The sequence below is a fragment of the Sphingobium sp. WCS2017Hpa-17 genome (assembly GCF_031843765.1).
Taxonomy (GTDB): Bacteria; Pseudomonadota; Alphaproteobacteria; order Sphingomonadales; family Sphingomonadaceae; genus Sphingobium.
The window spans coordinates 459,590-476,645 of sequence record NZ_JAVTIV010000001.1 but is presented as its reverse complement, the minus strand read 5'-3'; the positions used below and the strand labels follow the sequence as shown (position 1 = coordinate 476,645).

14 protein-coding genes are annotated in these 17,056 nt (G+C 63.3%); 11 read left to right on the top strand and 3 right to left on the bottom strand.

Translation table 11 applies throughout. The features are described 5' to 3' along the window. Positions 1-113: 113 nt before the first annotated feature. From RQH62_RS02220 to RQH62_RS02175, 10 genes are all read left to right on the top strand, one after another. Positions 114-2,570: a TonB-dependent receptor gene (locus RQH62_RS02220; RefSeq protein ID WP_311267102.1), complete on the top strand. Its 2,457-nt coding sequence runs from the start codon at positions 114-116 to the stop codon at positions 2,568-2,570. Positions 2,571-2,669: 99 nt separating this feature from the next. Beyond that, the gene (locus RQH62_RS02215) at positions 2,670-2,951 is read left to right on the top strand and encodes a type II toxin-antitoxin system Phd/YefM family antitoxin (RefSeq protein ID WP_311267101.1); all 282 of its coding nucleotides are present in this window, start codon (positions 2,670-2,672) and stop codon (positions 2,949-2,951) included. Continuing rightward, entirely contained in the window at positions 2,944-3,288 is a 345-nt protein-coding gene (locus RQH62_RS02210; RefSeq protein WP_311267100.1) for a type II toxin-antitoxin system RelE/ParE family toxin, read from the top strand. Before RQH62_RS02215 ends, RQH62_RS02210 begins: the two co-directional genes overlap by 8 nt. A gap of 54 nt (positions 3,289-3,342) precedes the next feature. Next, on the top strand, positions 3,343-4,215 hold the full coding sequence (gene panB / locus RQH62_RS02205; RefSeq protein ID WP_311267099.1) for a 3-methyl-2-oxobutanoate hydroxymethyltransferase: 873 nt from the start codon (positions 3,343-3,345) through the stop codon (positions 4,213-4,215). Between the two features lie 74 nt (positions 4,216-4,289). Next, positions 4,290-4,988 carry a tetratricopeptide repeat protein gene (locus RQH62_RS02200; RefSeq protein ID WP_311267098.1) on the top strand — a complete coding sequence of 233 codons (699 nt, stop codon included), beginning with the start codon at positions 4,290-4,292 and terminating at the stop codon, positions 4,986-4,988. A gap of 8 nt (positions 4,989-4,996) precedes the next feature. Beyond that, the gene (locus RQH62_RS02195; RefSeq protein ID WP_311267097.1) at positions 4,997-6,334 is read left to right on the top strand and encodes a PQQ-binding-like beta-propeller repeat protein; all 1,338 of its coding nucleotides are present in this window, start codon (positions 4,997-4,999) and stop codon (positions 6,332-6,334) included. 150 nt (positions 6,335-6,484) lie between these two features. Beyond that, positions 6,485-7,852 (top strand): ribosome biogenesis GTPase Der, encoded by a 1,368-nt coding sequence (gene der / locus RQH62_RS02190; RefSeq protein ID WP_311267096.1) that lies wholly within the window; start codon positions 6,485-6,487, stop codon positions 7,850-7,852. Between the two features lie 4 nt (positions 7,853-7,856). Further along, positions 7,857-8,069: a sulfurtransferase TusA family protein gene (locus tag RQH62_RS02185; protein WP_311267095.1), complete on the top strand. Its 213-nt coding sequence runs from the start codon at positions 7,857-7,859 to the stop codon at positions 8,067-8,069. A gap of 95 nt (positions 8,070-8,164) precedes the next feature. After that, positions 8,165-8,605 carry an Hpt domain-containing protein gene (locus RQH62_RS02180; RefSeq protein ID WP_311267094.1) on the top strand — a complete coding sequence of 147 codons (441 nt, stop codon included), beginning with the start codon at positions 8,165-8,167 and terminating at the stop codon, positions 8,603-8,605. 43 nt (positions 8,606-8,648) lie between these two features. Further along, positions 8,649-9,653: an LLM class flavin-dependent oxidoreductase gene (locus RQH62_RS02175; protein ID WP_311267093.1), complete on the top strand. Its 1,005-nt coding sequence runs from the start codon at positions 8,649-8,651 to the stop codon at positions 9,651-9,653. Here RQH62_RS02175 and RQH62_RS02170 read toward each other — a convergent pair. Continuing rightward, complete coding sequence (locus tag RQH62_RS02170) at positions 9,623-10,738, bottom strand: acyltransferase (protein WP_311267092.1); 1,116 nt, start codon at positions 10,736-10,738, stop codon at positions 9,623-9,625. The genes RQH62_RS02175 and RQH62_RS02170 overlap by 31 nt on opposite strands. Before the next feature lie 236 nt (positions 10,739-10,974). Here RQH62_RS02170 and RQH62_RS02165 point away from each other — a divergent pair, with 236 nt between their 5' ends. Further along, positions 10,975-12,633 carry a helicase HerA domain-containing protein gene (locus RQH62_RS02165; RefSeq protein WP_311267091.1) on the top strand — a complete coding sequence of 553 codons (1,659 nt, stop codon included), beginning with the start codon at positions 10,975-10,977 and terminating at the stop codon, positions 12,631-12,633. A 65-nt stretch (positions 12,634-12,698) separates the two neighbouring features. On the opposite strand, the gene RQH62_RS02160 is transcribed toward RQH62_RS02165, so the two are convergent. Further along, entirely contained in the window at positions 12,699-14,150 is a 1,452-nt protein-coding gene (locus tag RQH62_RS02160) for an MATE family efflux transporter (RefSeq protein WP_311267090.1), read from the bottom strand. A 164-nt stretch (positions 14,151-14,314) separates the two neighbouring features. Next, a complete protein-coding gene (locus RQH62_RS02155) occupies positions 14,315-17,014 on the bottom strand; it encodes a valine--tRNA ligase (protein WP_311267089.1) in 2,700 nt (899 codons plus the stop codon). Between the last annotated feature and the right edge of the window lie 42 nt (positions 17,015-17,056).

Sequence of the window (17,056 nt, the reverse complement as noted above, 5' to 3'; positions counted from 1 at the left end):
TGCGGCGGGGGATGAGCCGCATACAGCTTCATCCCCAACTATGTCGGCCTGACCGGAGTATCGGCGTGGCCACAATTACAATGACCGGACATCCGGATATAAAGGGGAATATCATGATTGCGCGTTTCCTGTTGCTCGCCAGCGCGGCTGGCGCTTCCATCATCACGCCCAATGCCTTTGCGCAGGATGCCGCGCAGCCGGCGGCGGATGAGGTCCAGCAGCCCAATGTTCGCGGCGACGTGATCGTCGTCACCGCCCGCCGCCGCCAGGAAACCGCACAGGAAGTGCCGCTGGCCATTTCCGTCGTGAAGGGCGACAGCATTGAGGCGACCGGCAATTTCAACATCGTGAAGCTGCAACAGCTCGCTCCGACGTTGCAGGTCTATACCACCAACCCGCGCAACACATCGGTCAACATCCGCGGTCTGGGCGTGCCGTTCGGCCTGACCAGCGACGGCTTCGAACAGGGCGTCGGCATCTATGTCGACGACGTCTATAACAGCCGCGTCGCCGCCGCGACCTTCGACTTCCTCGACGTCAATCAGGTCGAAGTGCTGCGCGGGCCGCAGGGCACCCTCTACGGCAAGAACACCACCGCCGGCGCGATCAACATCACGACCAACCAGCCGACCTTCGATTTCGAAGGCCGCGCCGAACTGACCGTAGGCAATCTCAACTACAAGCAGGCCAAGGCTGCCGTGTCCGGCCCGCTGTCCGAAACCATCGCCGCCCGCATCGCGGTCGCCGCGACGACCCGCCGGGGCACACTCTATAATGTGACCAGCCAGCGCTGGATCAACGAGCAGGACAATCTGGGCATTCGCGGCCAGTTGCTGTTCAAGCCCAATGACGATTTCAGCGTCACCTTGTCGGGCGATTACAGTAAGCAAGACCCCGAATGCTGCGGCACGACCTTCGTGCGCGTCGGCAAGACCCAGCGTCCGCTCAACCGCCAATATGACGCACTGGCTGCTGCGCAGGGCTATGTCGTGCCCAGCCGCAACCCCTATGACCGGCTGACCGACCTCGATTCCAACCTGAACGCCGGCAACAAGATCGGCGGCGTATCGGCCAAGATCAAATGGGATGTCGGCCCCGGTACCCTCACCTCCGTCACCGCCTGGCGCTTCTGGGACTGGAAGCCGGAGAATGACCGCGACTTCACCGGCCTGTCGATCGTGTCCAAGTCGCAAAATCCGTCGCAGCAGGACCAGTATAGCCAGGAATTCCGCTATAATTACGAAAGCAAGGATGTCGACTTCGTCGTCGGCCTGTTCGGCTTCAAGCAGCGGATCGACACCCAGGGCACCGAACAGCAGGGCGACGATGCGGCCCAGTGGAGCCTGGCCCCCTCTACCGATCCGACCAACCCCGCCAATATCCCGGCGACCCTGTCCGGCCTGACCGCCAGCAACACGCAATATCTCAAGGCCGACAGTGCGGCGCTCTTCGGCCAGCTCAGCTGGAAGGTGACGGATGCCCTGACGATCCAGCCGGGCGTGCGCCTCAACTATGACAAGAAGTCCGGCTTCTACCAGCGCATCGTCACCAACGCGCAGGGTCAGGCCATCAGCTGCACCACGGTCGCGGAACCCGGCACCATCAAGGGGACGACCCAGCAGTGCGGCATCTACCAGCCGCAGGTCAGTTCGCCGTCGGACAGCGCCTGGAACTTCACCTACGACTTCAACGTCAATTACAAGGTCGCCCGCGACGTTCTGGCCTATGCGACCTACGCCAAGAGCTTCAAGACGCTGGGCATCAACCAGAATGGCCTACCGCTCAACGCCGACAATACCGTCAATTATGACGCCAGCACGGTGAAGCCGGAGTCGGTCAATCATTATGAACTGGGCCTCAAGACCCAGTTCTGGGACCGCCGCGCAACCTTCAACCTCACCGCCTTCCGTACGGAGATCAAGAATTTCCAGGCGACCGTGAATGGCGGCCAGTTCGGCACCGTGCGCGGCTACCTGGCCAACGCCGAGAAGGTGCGGTCGCAGGGTATCGAGGCCGATTTCAAGGTGGTCGTGAGCGACCGTTTCACCGCCTACGCCAATGGCGCTTATACCGACGCCAAGTATAAGAAGTTCACCAACGCGCCCTGCCCGCCCGAACTGTCTGGTGGCACGTTGCAGCCTTCCGGCCAGCCGGCCGACTATTCGCAGCCGGGCGTGCCCGGTGCGCTCAGCCCGCGCCAATGCGACATTTCCGGCCAGGATCTGCCCGGCGTGTCGAAATGGGCCTTCTCCTACGGCGCGGAATATAACATTCCGGTCACACTGCTGGCGAAGGAAGGACAGGTCTATCTGGGCGTCGATGGCAATTACCGCTCTGACTGGAACAGCAATGCCTCGCCTTCCATCTATACCGAGGTGAAGGGCTATGCGCTGACCAACCTGCGCGCTGGCTTCCGCGGCGAAGGGTTCGACATCTTCGGCTGGGTCCGCAACGCCTTCGACGTCAACTATATCGAAAACCTTCAGGTCGCGCCGGGCAATACCGGCCTGATCGCCGGGCAGGTCGGCGATCCGCAGACCTGGGGCGGCACGATCAAGTTCAGCTTCTGATCGCGAGTGAATGAAGAGGGCGGCAGCGATGCCGCCCTTTTTTTGCATCGGAACGAAAAATAGACTATATGCGGTCCATATTCAGACCGAGGTATCGTCATGCGCTACTCCACCCGGATCAAGCCGATCAGCTATTTCAAGGCAAACGCAGCCGAAGTGCTTGCCGACCTGAACGATGGCGCCGAGCCGATGATCCTGACCCAGAATGGCGAGGCAAAGGCAGTCGTTCAGGATATCCGATCCTACGAGCAGACGCAGGAAACGCTGGCGATGCTGAAGGTTCTGGCACTGGGGATGGAAGATATCCGCGCAGGGCGCGTCACCCCTCTGGCGGATGTGAAGGAAAGGTTGAAAGCGCGACTTCGCGACACCGATGCCTGAGCAGGTCTACCCCGTACAGCTGGCCAATACCGCCATGAACGATCTTGCCAGCATCCGATCGCATATCGCAGAACAGCGTTCACCCGATGAAGCAGATAGGTTAATCGATCATTTGCTGGATCGCATGGCAACCTTGCGGACCTTTCCCATGCGCGGGAGCGTTCCAAGCGAACTGGATGCGCTGGGCGTTCGCGATTATCGGCAGTTGCTGTCACGGCCATACCGGATCATCTATCATTTCGATGATAAAGAGGTCGACATCCTCATGATCACCGATGGTCGCCGCGACTTGCAAACTTTACTGACGCTAAGACTATTGGCCAGCGGCCCAAAATAAAACGCCCCTACCCCATCATTTGCGCCGCGCCCTGCGCTGGGCTAGACCGCGCCCATGTCCACGACCTTCACGCTCGACACCGCGACCAGCCGCGCCAATCCCACCCCCGCGCCGATGAAGCGCCTGACCGTGCCCGCGATCCAGCGACGCAAGTTCGAGGGGAAGACGCAGGAACCGCTGGTGATGCTGACCGCCTATACGGCGCGGCAGGCGCAGTTGCTCGACCCGCATTGCGATATGCTGCTGGTCGGCGATTCGCTGGGCCAGGTGATTTACGGCCTGCCCTCCACCCTGCCCGTCACGCTCGACATGATGATCGCCCATGGCGCCGCCGTGGTGCGCGGCAGCTATCACAGCGTCGTGCTGGTCGACATGCCCTTCGGCAGCTATGAAGCCTCCCCGAGCCAAGCCTTTGCCAGCGCCAGCCGCATCATGGCGGAAACCGGCGCGGCCGGCGTCAAGCTGGAAGGCGGCGTCGCCATGGCGGAGACGATCAGCTTCCTGACCCAGCGCGGCATTCCGGTCATGGCGCATATCGGCCTGACGCCGCAGGCCGTGAACGCGCTGGGCGGCTATGGCGCGCGCGGCAAGAGCCAGGAGGAACATGCCAAGATCCTGTCCGACGCCCGTGCCGTGGCGCAGGCCGGCGCCTTCTCCATGGTGGTGGAAGGCGTGCTGGAAGATATCGCCAATGCCGTGACCGACAGCGTCGATGTGCCCGTCATCGGCATCGGCGCGTCGGCCCGTTGCGACGGGCAGGTGCTGGTGACCGAAGACATGCTGGGCATGTTCGAACGCACGGCACGCTTCGTGAAGCGCTATGACAATCTCGCCGAAACAATCAGTAATGCGGCGCAACGTTACGCCGCCGATGTGCGCGACCGGAGCTTTCCCACCGACGATCAGGTCTACCGGCCCAAAAATTGATTTGCCTGTGGCATAAGCGCCGCTATTGATCGCCGCTTCCGGCAGAGTTTCTGTTCTATTTCTCGGAGAATGACGTGGCCCTCACGCCGCAAAACAGCGAAGCCTTCATGCGCGAGGTCGACGAGGCCGTCCGTCAGGACCAGCTTCTGACCTTCTGGGAGCGCTATGGCCGCGCCCTGCTGGTTGTGGTCGTCCTCGGCCTCGCGGCGTTCGGCGGCTGGCTCTATTGGCAACATTATAGCAAGACCCAGTCCGAAGCCGTTTCCGAGCAGATGGATTCCGTGCTGACGACGGCGGCAGGTGGCGGCGTGCCCGACGCCAAGCAACTGGAAACGCTGACGAAGGCAAGCCAGCCGGGCTATCGCGCCGCGGCGCTGCTGACTCAGGCCGGTGTCGCATCGCGCAAGGGCGATACGAAGGGCGCGATCGCGCTCTATACCGCCATTGCCGCCGACACGAAGCTGGACCAGCCCTATCGCGACCTGGCTCTGATCCGTCAAACCGCGCTGGAGTTTGAGAGCCTGAAGCCCCAGCAGGTCGTCGACCGGCTGAAGCCGCTGGCGATCGAAGGCGCGCCGTGGTTCGGCAGCGCCGGCGAACTGGTGGCCATTGCGTACATGAAGATGGGCAAGACCGACCTTGCCGGCCCGATGTTCGCCGGGCTGGCCAAGGACAGCAACGTGCCCGAATCGATCCGTTCACGCGCCCGTCAGATGGCGGGTGTCATGGGCATCGACGCGGTCGAAATTCCGGCCGAAACCACCGAAGGATGATCGAGCGGATGGCAAGCATGAAGATGGGCCGGGTGGTGACGATGGCCGCCATGGTCGCGCTGCTGGCGGGCTGCGGCGTCGTCGGCGGTAAGAAGGGCGGCCCCAAGACTCCGGTGGTCGGCAGCCGTGTCTCGATCCTGAGCAATGAACAGGGCGTCGAGGTGGAGCCGAGCCTGGCCGACGTGCAGGTCACCCTGCCTGCCCCCTATGTCAACGATGCCTGGGCGCAGCCCGGCGGCGATCCGTCCAAGGCGATGGGCCATGTCTCGCTGGGTGGTTCGCCAAGCCAGGTGTGGAGCACCAAGATCGAGGGCAGTTCGCCGCAGGCGCGTCTGGCCGCATCGCCGGTGGTGTCCGGCGGCAAGCTGTTCGTTACCGACGCCGGCGCGCATGTCATCGCCTATGATGCCGCGAGCGGCTCCAAGCTATGGCAGACCAACCTGCCGTCCGAAGGCAAGGGCAATGGCCGCGTGCTGTTCGGCGGTGGCGTCAGCGTGCTGGGCGACCGGGTCTTCGCCAGCACCGGCTTTGGCGACGTCTTCGCGCTGAATGTCGCCGATGGCGCGATCGTCTGGAAAAAGCATCTGTCCGGCCCGCTGCGCGGCGCGCCGACGCTGGAAAACGGCCATGTCTATGTGATGGGCCAGGATAATCAGATTTTCGCGCTCGATCAGGGCAGCGGCGATACGCAATGGACCGATAGCGGCACGTTGCAGGTCACCGGCATTTTCGGCGTAGCAGCGCCAGCCGCCGCGCAGGGTACGGTGATCGCGGGCTACAGCTCGGGTGAAATCACCGCCTATCGCTACGAAAATGGCCGCACCCTTTGGGGTGACGCACTCTCGCGTACCAGCATTTCCACCGCCGTGGCTTCGCTGACCGATATCGACGCCGATCCGGTAATCGATCGCGGCCGCGTCTTTGCCATCGGTCAGGGCGGTCGCATGGCCAGCTATGAACTGACCAGCGGCCAGCGCCTGTGGGAAATCAACATCGCCGGCATCTCGACTCCCGCCGTCGTCGGTGAATGGGTGTTTGCCGTGACCAGCGACGCTCGCCTGCTCTGCGTCGCGCGCGCCACCGGCAAGATCCGCTGGGTCAGCCAGTTGCGCCGCTGGCAGAAGGAAAAGAAGAAGGACAAGGCGATCCGCTGGACCGGCCCGATTCTCGCGGGTGGCCGTCTGATCGTCGTGTCGACGCGCGGCGAGATGGTCTATGTCGATCCGACGACCGGCAATGTCCAGTCGACGGTGGACATGGACAAGTCGATGTCCCTTTCCCCGATCGTCGCCAACAACATGCTATATGTGCTGGCCGATGACGGAAAATTGACGGCGTTCCGTTAACGCCGCCATTCATGCTACAGCGTGCTCCTGCGAAGGCAGGGGTCCAGATCCTGCCTTTGGACTGGGCTCCTGCCTTCGCAGGAGCATTGCGTTTTTGAAGTGGCGCCTGCACGCAGGTTCACGATGTTTTGAATTGGAAGGAATACGGGCATGCTGCCCACGGTAGCTATCGTCGGACGTCCCAATGTGGGCAAGTCCACCCTGTTCAACCGCCTGGTCGGCAAGAAGCTGGCGCTGGTCGACGACCAGCCCGGCGTGACCCGCGACCGGCGCGAAGGGGAAGCAAGCCTGCTCGGCCTCGATTTCACCATCGTCGACACCGCCGGCTATGAGGATGAGGACGCCAACTCCCTCCCCGGCCGGATGCGGATGCAGACCGAAGCGGCCGTCGAGGATTGCGACGTCGCCCTGTTCGTGATCGACGCGCGTGCCGGCATCACCCCGCTGGACGAGGAAATCGCCCGCTGGCTGCGCGCCAATGACGCCCCCGTCATCCTGGTGGCGAACAAGGCCGAGGGCAAGGCGGCGGACGACGGCGTCATGGAATCCTTCAGCCTGGGCCTTGGCGAACCCATTCCCTTCTCCGCCGAACATGGCCAGGGCCTGGCCGACCTGTTCCAGGCGCTTCTGCCCCATCTCGACCGCGAGGAATTTCAGGCGGAAGAGAAGGAGTTTTACGAGGATGAGGAAGGCGCGCCGCTCAAGCTCGCCATTGTCGGCCGCCCCAATGCCGGCAAGTCCACGCTCATCAACAAGCTTCTGGGCGAAAACCGCCTGCTGACCGGACCGGAAGCGGGCATCACCCGCGACAGCATCGCTGTCGACTGGATGTGGACCAGCCGCGAAGGCATGGAACGTCCCGTCCGCCTGATCGACACGGCGGGTATGCGCAAGCGGGCCAAGGTGCAGGAAAAGCTGGAAAAGCTGGCCGTATCCGATGGCCTGAACGCCGTGAACTTCGCCGAGGTCGTGGTGCTCATGATCGATTCTACCCGCGGGCTGGAGGCGCAGGATCTTCGCATCGCCGACCGTGTGCTGGAGGAAGGCCGCGCGCTCGTCGTCGCGCTCAACAAATGGGACACGGTCGAACATGGGTCGGCCCTGTATCAGGGTATCAAGCAGGCCCTGTCCGACGGTCTGGCGCAGGTGCGCGGCGTGCCGATCATGACCATATCGGGCGCCACCGGAAAGGGTCTGGACGACCTGATCCATGTCGCCTTCGAAACGCGGACCGCCTGGTCGCAGCGCGTGTCGACCGGCATCCTCAACCGCTGGTTCGAAACCGCGCTGGAGGCCAATCCGCCGCCAGCGCCGGGCGGTAAGCGGATCAAGCTGCGTTACATCACCCAGAACAAGACCCGCCCGCCGACGTTCGTGCTGTTCGGTACGCGCCTCGACGACCTGCCCGAAAGCTATCGTCGCTATCTGGTGAACGGCATCCGCAAGGAATTGGGCTTCGGCGCGGTGCCGGTGCGGTTGACGCTGCGCAGCCAGAAAAATCCTTACGCGACCAAATAGGACGATGACCGCCGATCCGGTGATCGTAAACGCCAGGGGCATGAAATGCCCTTGGCCCGTGCTGCGCGCCGCCCGCGCCCTGCGCGAGGCGCAGGCGATCGTCATAGAGGCGGACGACCCGATCGCCCCGCGCGAACTGGAAGCATTGGCGCAGGCGCAGGGATGGCGCTTTTCCGCCTTGGGCGATCATCGTTTCGCCCTCGCCCACCCGGATTGAATTGCCTCCGAAACCGATGGCATTGCGCCACCTTTTAACCTGCTATTTACCGCCCGTGCCTATTTTGGCCTCGCTAGAGTGAAGGAGCGGCACGGGTGTCCCATCAAGATACCGAACTGGTCAATTGGAGCGAATTTTCGCGTACCCGTGGTGAACTGGGTGCGGCGTTTCTTCGCATCCTGGGCTATTTCCGGGAAGATGGCGCCAAATCCATCAGCGCCGTCGAGGATGCCTTCCGCGCCCGTAGCGCCGCCGATGTGATTCGCCCGGCCCATACATTGAAGGGTGAAGCAGCCCAGTTCGGCGCCTATCGCCTGAGCGCCATGGCGGAGGAAATCGAAATGGTCGCCCGCCGCTGTGTGGAAATGCACGAAAGCCCCGACGAACTGATCGAGGTGGTCGTCGCCCTGCGCCCCTGCTTCACCGAAACGATGGCGCTGCTGGACCGCGATGCCAATCCGCTGGTCGCCCGCCGCCCCACCGGCTTTGGGCGCCGGGTCGAAGCGCCCGTGCCGACATTCGGCCGCGCCGGCTAATTAGGTCTTGAAGTAAAACCCATCATGCTCCCATATGCGGGGCATGACCCGTTTTTCTCTGCTCGACCTCGTCCCCGTTCGCGAAGGCGACAGCGTCGCCACGGCGCTTGCCAATGCTGCGGACCTTGCTACCCATGCCGAAGCGCTGGGCTATCACCGCTTCTGGGTAGCCGAACATCATGGCATGGCGGGCATTGCCTCCGCCGCGACAGCGGTGGTGCTGGCCCATATCGGGCAGGCGACGTCGACCATCCGCATCGGCGCAGGTGGCATCATGCTGCCCAATCATGCGCCGCTGCTGATCGCAGAGCAGTTCGGCACGCTCGATGCGCTCTTTCCCAGCCGCATCGACCTGGGCCTCGGCCGGGCGCCGGGATCCGACCAGCGCGCGTCGCAGGCGATCCGCCGCAACCTGTCGGGCGGGCCGGACCAGTTCCCGCGCGACGTGATGGAATTGCAGGCCTATTTCGCCGATGACGAACGCCTCTCGATACAGGCGACACCGGGCGCCGGCGCGGATATTCCGCTCTGGATTCTCGGCTCCAGTCTCTATGGCGCGCAACTGGCCGCCGCACTTGGCCTGCCTTATGCTTTCGCCTCGCATTTTGCCCCTGCGATGCTGGACGAGGCGATCGAAATCTATCGTCGCGACTTCCGCCCATCGGCGCAGCTCAAATATCCCTATGTCATGGCCGGCTACAACGTCTTCGCCGCCGATACGCAGGCGGAAGCGCAACTGCTCGCCAGTTCGATGCAGCAGGCTTTCGTGCGGTTGCGCACCGGCCAGCCGGGCAAGCTGCAACCGCCGGTGCCGGGCTATTATGACGAGTTGCCGATGCAGGCGCAGGCGATGCTGTCGGATGTGCTCAGCGTCTCCAGCATCGGCACGCAGGCGGATGTGGAGCGCGACATCGCCGCTTTCCTGCGACGCACGCAGGCGGACGAACTGATCCTGACCGGCCAGATTTTCGATCCGGCCGCGCGCAAGCACAGCTTCGCCATCGCCATGGCCGCTGCTCAGCAGGTAGCGAGTCGCGAAACGGTCTGAGGTTCAGGCTTTTTTAGCCGGCCACCGCTCAATATCCCGGCGGTGGCCGGCGCAACCCGACGCAACCCGCCACCGATCAGCATCACGACGCCCAGAATGATGAAGGGCTGCGCGACCAGATAGAAGGGATAGAGCGGCGATCCCATCCGCCCGAACAATCCGCCCAGCACCGGCCCACCCAGCCAGATCAGGATCAGGTGCGCACAGAAGAGGAAGAAGGCGTAAGGCTCGATCCGCAGCAACATCGCGCGCGCCGGACTACCCGCCAGCCCCCATGAGAAGCGCCAGAAGGCGACCGCCGCCGCAATCCGCAACGTCAAGTCCAGCGCCCGCTGTGCCGCCGGCCAGGCATCGTCAGCAGTGGAAACAGCCACATAGAGTTGCCCGGCCATCAATAGCGCAAAGGGCACTGCCATCAGCAGCAAAGGCCGCGCCGCCACCTTTTCCGCCCAGCCGCCACGCTGCGCCAATATGCCGAGCGCAAAGAAGACGAGGATCGATGCGCGCATCAGCACTGGCGGACCAAAGCCGGCAATCTGGCATGCAGCCGCGATCAGCGCAATCAGCAGCAGCGACCAGTTAGGCAGGCGTACCAGCAGCGGTGCAGCGACCATGCATAGGAACAGGTCGCGCAGGAACGGCATCTGAACATTGATGTCGGGATTGCGGGTGATGATGAAAATCTCGTCGATCGTCCACCACACCGACTGCGGCACCGGCGCGGCGAGACTGAACAACCAAGCGGCGCCCGATACCAGAATGATCGCGATGACGTTCCACAAGGCCATCGGCAGCAGGATCGTGCGCGCCTTGCGCCGGACATGCTCGCCCCAGTCGCGGGTGCGCCGGCTATTGGCCACCAACCAGCCGGAAATCAGCCCCAGCAGCGGCACCGCGCTGCGCCCGAACAATTCCATCAGCAACCAGCGCAGATTTTCCTGCGCCGTCCCGCGCAACGCATGCAGCGCTTCGCCATTCATACCCGTCCAGGCATGAACATAAACTACGCCCAGAATACAGATGACCCTGGCGATCGCAATCGCATCGGAGCGGCGCGCCGCATCAGGCTTAAGGGTATCGGACAAGCGGCCATCCTGATTGTTACGCCTTCTCAATGCCCGAAGTCGCCCCATGTTCCTACCCGAACCTATATTTGGTCCGTATCGGACCCCGGCTCAGCGCCCCTTAACCTTGTCGCTTCACACTGATGCGGGGCTTGCAAATGCGTGCGACAAAGGCAGCTAAGCCAATATTTACCTCTTTTGCCTAGAAGCGGCCTGTTAACCGGAAGCCTTTCCGGTCGAAGGGACGACAAAGGCTCATGACCCATATGCCGGGCGCACAACATTTCACCCCTGCTGCCGCCGCGCCCGCGCATCTTGCTTCGGTCCCGTCGATGGGCATGGTGTTCCAGATCGCCGGGTCGAGTTCCAAGGTGCTGATCGACGCGCAGACGCTGGCCGTCCTGGGACAGGATCCCGATCCCTGCATCGCCATGGCGGGCCAGGTCGGCAGTCAGGTGAAGATGCGCGTCGGCAATAGCTGGCTGGTCGCCAGCGTGCGCGCCATGACGCTGGATCAGGCCAGCAAGGGCATCGTCGCCGACATCGACTTCCTCGGCGAAGGGGATGAGGAAAAGCTGACCGGTCGCATCTATCGCTTCCGTCGCGGCGTCACCCGCTATCCCACGCCCGGCACAGACATTTTCCCGGTGTCGAGCCATGACATGCAGCAAATCTACGCCGCCGACGACCGCGCCAATGTGGAAATCGGCACCGTTTATCCCACCACGGATACGCGCGCGGCGCTCTATGTCGACTCGATGCTGGGCAAGCATTTTGCGCTGCTCGGCTCCACCGGCACGGGTAAGTCGACCAGCGCAGCGCTGATCCTGCACCGCATCTGCGACCTGTCGCCGCAGGGCCATATCGTGATGATCGACCCCCATGGCGAATATGGCGCGGCCTTCGCCACCAATGGCGCGGTCTATGACGTCAGCAATCTGGCCCTGCCCTATTGGCTGATGAATTTCGAGGAACATTGCGAGGTTTTCGTCACCTCATCCGGCTCCGAGCGGACGGTGGACAGCGACATTCTGGCCAAATGCCTGCTGGCGGCCCGGTCGAAAAATCGTCTGGCCGAAAGCATCGGGCGCCTCACCGTCGATTCGCCGGTCCCCTATCTGCTGTCGGACCTCACCACCATTCTCCAGAATGAGATGGGCAAGCTGGACAAGGGCACCAATTCGCTGCCCTACATGCGCCTGAAGACCAAGATCGACGAGATCAAGGCTGATCCACGCTACAGCTTCATGTTCTCTGGCATGCTGGTCGCGGACACGATGCAGGCGTTTCTGGCGAAGATTTTCCGCCTGCCCTCCGACGGCAAGCCCATTTCCATCATCGACGTGTCGGCCATGCCGTCCGACATCACATCGACCGTGGTGTCGGTGCTTTCGCGGCTGGTGTTCGACTATGCCATCTGGGCGCGCGACGAGCCGCAGCGCCCCATCCTCCTCGTCTGCGAGGAAGCGCATCGCTACATCCCCAACACGACCACCGGCAACGGCCAGGCCGTGCGCAAGATATTGGAGCGGATCGCCAAGGAAGGCCGTAAATACGGCATTTCGCTTGGCCTCATCACGCAGCGTCCGTCCGACCTTGCCGAAGGCGTGCTGTCGCAGTGCGGCACCATCATCTCGATGCGCCTCAACAACGACCGAGATCAGGCCTTCGTGAAGGCCGCGATGCCGGAAGGCGCGCGGGGATTTCTCGATTCGATCCCGGCCCTGCGTAATCGGGAGGCGATCATCTGCGGCGAAGGCGTCGCCGTGCCGATCCGCGTCGCGCTCGACAATCTGGAAGAACATCGCCGCCCCGCGTCGGGCGACCCGAGCTTCACCGAATTGTGGCGTCAATCCGGCAGCGAAGCCGACATATTGGAACGCACCATCACCCGCTGGCGCAATCAAGGGCGCTAAGCAGCGCCGCCAACCCCGAATTTCGTCATTGCGAGCGCAGCGAAGCAATGACGATATCTCGACACTCACCCCACCGGCGCGATCCGCCCGGCCGGTTCCGCGTCGCTGTTCGCCGCCTCGCGGCATTGCTCCTCATGCACCGGCACCATCAGCTTCGCCTTGCGCCAACCGCCCTTCGCATAGACCGCCCATGCCAGCAGCAGCGCGACAGCAGATCCCACCGGGAAACTCAGCCACAGCGCGTCGGCGCCCATCGACGGATAGCCCAGTTCATAGAAGCCTAGCCGCACCCCGAACAAAGTAAAGATCAGGATCAGCAACGGCGCCACTACCACGCCATTGGCGCGCATCACCCCGAACAGGATCATGGTGCAGCCGAAGATCATGAAGCTCCAGCTGGCCAGCAACTGCATATGCCATGCCGCGTCGATCGCCGCCTGATTGCTCCCCAGGAACAGCGACAGCAGGGATGCGTGGAATAGCAGGATGATGACGATCATCGCCCCGGTGATCGCCAGCAGATAGGAAATGCCATAGCCCGCAATCTTGCCGATCCGGTCCCATCGCCCGGCGCCCACATTCTGCGCCGCCATCGCGCTGACCGCTGCGCCCATCGCCATCGCCGGCATTTGCAGATAGGTCCATATCTGCTGCGCCGCGCCATAGGCCGCCGTCACCAGCAGCCCCTCCCGATTGACGAGGCCGATCATGACCAGTCCGGAGGCCGACATGACGATCATCTGGAGGCCCATCGGCAGCCCCTTGGCCACCAATATCCGCAACTGATCGGCGGCGGGCCACAGATAGCGCAACTCCGCGCCGCGCAGCCGCAACGGCATATCTTTGGCATAAATGAAGGCCACGACCCCGATCAGGCTGATGATTCCCGCCGCCGCCGTCGCCGCCGCAGACCCGGCAATGCCATAAGCGGGGATCGGCCCCAGCCCCAGGATCAGCACCGGGTTGAGGATCAGGTCGATCGCCACGCTCACGATCATGAAGATCAGCGGCGTGCGCGCATCGCCAGCACCACGCAGGCCCATCATGATCATCACCACCAGCAGGGTCGCGGGCATGGCGAAGAAAATGACGCGCAGATAGACCAGCGCCAGATCATAGGCCTCTGCGGGCGTCGCCAGCATGTGCAGCAGCGCCGGCGCGCCGATCCAGCCGGTGATCGCAACGCCCAGCCCCAGCATGGAACAGAAGCCGACCGCCGATCCGAAGGCCCGCCGCGCCGCGTCGATATCCCGTGCGCCGACCGACTGGGCGATCACCACGGTCGATGCCATGCCGAACCCGAACACGACCGAGAACATCAGGAACATGATGATATTGGCATTGGCGGTCGCCGCCAGCGCCTGCGCGCCCAGAAAGCGCCCGACCCAGATCGCGTTGATCGACCCATTGACCGACTGGAGAATATTGGACGCCAGCGTGGGAATGGCGAACATCAGCAACGTGGCGCCGATCGGCCCCTGCGTCAGGTCTTTGCTGCCCGGTTTGCTTGCCGCCATTCTCTCTATCCCTCCACACGCATCAGGCTCATTGCATGGGAAGCGCCCATCCCCCGTTCGCCCTGAGCCTGTCGAAGGGCGCCTCCTTCTTCAAGAGACAATATGCCTTCGACAAGCACAGCGCGAACGATAGTAGCTTTTATGCCCGGCTGTTGGGGCTTACCTTATCCCAGCCGTTCCAGCGCCGCCTTCAGCCGCTCGGCCTCTGCCGTCTTTTCGGCATGATCCTCGCGCGCCTTGGCGACGGCTTCGGGCTTGGCCTTTTCGACGAAGCTGGGGTTGGACAGGCGACCGCCCAGACCATCCCGCTCCTTCTCCGCTGCGGCCAACGCCTTGGCGAGACGGGTCCTTTCCGCAGCAATGTCGATCACGCCTTCCAGCGGAAGGATGAAGGTCGCCTCATCCACCACGATCTGCGCCGCGCCGCCAGCCGGCGGTTCACCGAAGGTCAGGCTCTCGACCCGGCCGAGGCGCGCCAGCGCCACGCCCTGACGGTCGAGACGACGCTGCGTCCCCTCCGCCGCATCGCGCACCACCATGGGCAGCTTCGCGCCCGGCGGCACGTTGAGTTCGGTCCGCGCCGTGCGGATCGCGCTCACCAGCCGGATCAGCCAGTCGATCTCCGCCTGCGCATCGCTATCGACCGCCGCCAAAGCCTGCGGCCATTGCGCGACGATCAGTTCGTTGGACCGCGTCCCGGTCAGATGCCACAATTCTTCGGTGATGAACGGCATGAAGGGATGCAGCATCACCAAAATCTGGTCGAACGCCCAGCCAGCAACGGCCTTGGTCTCGTCATCCATCGCGCCCTTGGTCAGTTCGATATACCAGTCGCAAAACTGGTCCCATACGAAGTGATAGATGGCGTTGGCGGCCGCATCGAACCGCAGTTCGACCATAGCCGTGTCGATCGCCTGCACGGTCGCGACCGTCTCCGCGATGATCCAGCGATTGACTGGCAGCGTGGCATGGGGCGCTTCATGGCTGGTGGACGCGGTGACGCCGTTCGACTGAAGGAAGCGCGCGGCGTTCCACAGCTTGGTCGCAAAGTTGCGATAGCCCTCCACCCGCTTCTCATCCATCTTCACATCGCGGCCCTGGCTTTCCATCGCCGCCATGAAGAAGCGCAGCGCGTCCGCGCCGAACCGGTCGATCAGGCCGAGCGGATCGACCACATTGCCCTTGGACTTGGACATTTTCTGCCCGTCGGCCGCGCGGACCAGACCGTGCAGATAGAGTTTCTTCCACGGGGCCTCGCCCATGAACTCCATCCCCTGCATCGCCATGCGCGCATCCCAGAAGAACAGGATGTCGAAGCCGGAAATCAGCAGATCATTGGGATAATGGCGCGACAGCTTCTCGCTCTGCTCCGGCCAGCCCAGCGTCCCGAACGGCCACAGCGCAGAGGAGAACCATGTGTCGAGGACGTCGGGATCGCGGGTTAGCGTCTTGTTGCCGGCCAGCGCCTGCGCCTCGGCCTCGCTTTCGGCGACATAGCTGTTGCCATCTTCATCGAACCATGCCGGGATCTGGTGCCCCCACCACAGCTGGCGCGAGACGCACCAGGGCTGGATATTCTCCATCCAGTTGAAGAAGGTCTTTTCCCATGTCCTGGGCACGATCTCGATCGCGCCGTCGCGCACCGCCTGCATCGGTGCGACCGCCAGCTTTTCGGCGTCCACATACCACTGGTCGGTCAGCCAGGGTTCGATGACCACGTTCGACCGGTCGCCGAATGGCGTCTGGATCGTGCGCGGCTCGAAATCGGCGACGACCTCCTCGCCTTCCTTGTTCTTCGTGACATGGGGGACGAGGAAGCCGAGCGCCTTCATCTCCGCCACCACGGCCTCGCGGGCGCCGTCCACGCCATCCTTTTTGAAGCGATGGAGGCCAAGGAAGCGGTCGGGGATCAGCCCGTCGGCGGTCTGCACGACATTGGCGTCGGCGTCGAACATGTTGAGCATGTCGGCGGCCCTGAAGCCCGCCCGCTTGCCCACGTCGAAATCGTTGAAGTCATGCCCCGGCGTGATCTTCACCGCGCCGGTGCCCAGCGCCGGATCGGCATGTTCGTCGGCCACGATGGCGAAACGACGACCCGTGATCGGCTGGAGAATCTCCTTGCCGATGACCGCCTTGTACCGTTCGTCGTCGGGATGCACGGCGATCGCCATGTCGGCCAGCATGGTTTCGGGCCGCGTCGTCGCAACGACGATATGGTCGCTGCCGTCCGCCAGCGTGACGCCATCGGCCAGCGGATAGCGGAAGCGCCAGAAGCCGCCCTTCGTCTCGACCGTCTCGACCTCAAGGTCCGAAATGGCCGAACGGAAATGCGGGTCCCAGTTCACGAGCCGCTTGTCGCGATAGAGCAGGCCGCGCTTGTGCAACTCCACGAAGGTCTTGATGACCGCCTTGGAAAAGCCCTCATCCATGGTGAAGCGTTCGTTCGCCCAGTCCATCGAACAGCCCAGCCGCCGCAACTGGCCGGTGATGGCCCCGCCGCTCTCGGCCTTCCATTCCCACACCTTGTCCACGAACTGCTCGCGGGTGAAGTCGGTGCGCTTCTGTTGCTTGGCGTTGAGCTGGCGCTCCACCACCATCTGCGTCGCGATGCCAGCATGGTCGGTGCCGACCACCCAGAGCGCATCCTTGCCGCACAGCCGTTCATAACGGATCACGATATCCTGCAACGTATTGTCGAGCGCATGGCCGATATGCAGGCTTCCCGTCACGTTCGGCGGCGGGTTCACGATGGTGAAGGGCGTCGCGTCCGGCCGTTCGGGGCGGAACAGGCCGTTCGCCTCCCAATGGGCGTACCAGCGGGATTCGATATCGGCGGGGTCGAAGGTTTTGGGCAGTTCGGTCATGGTTGCGCTTTAACGGCTGGGGCGCGACACGCAAGAGAGCGG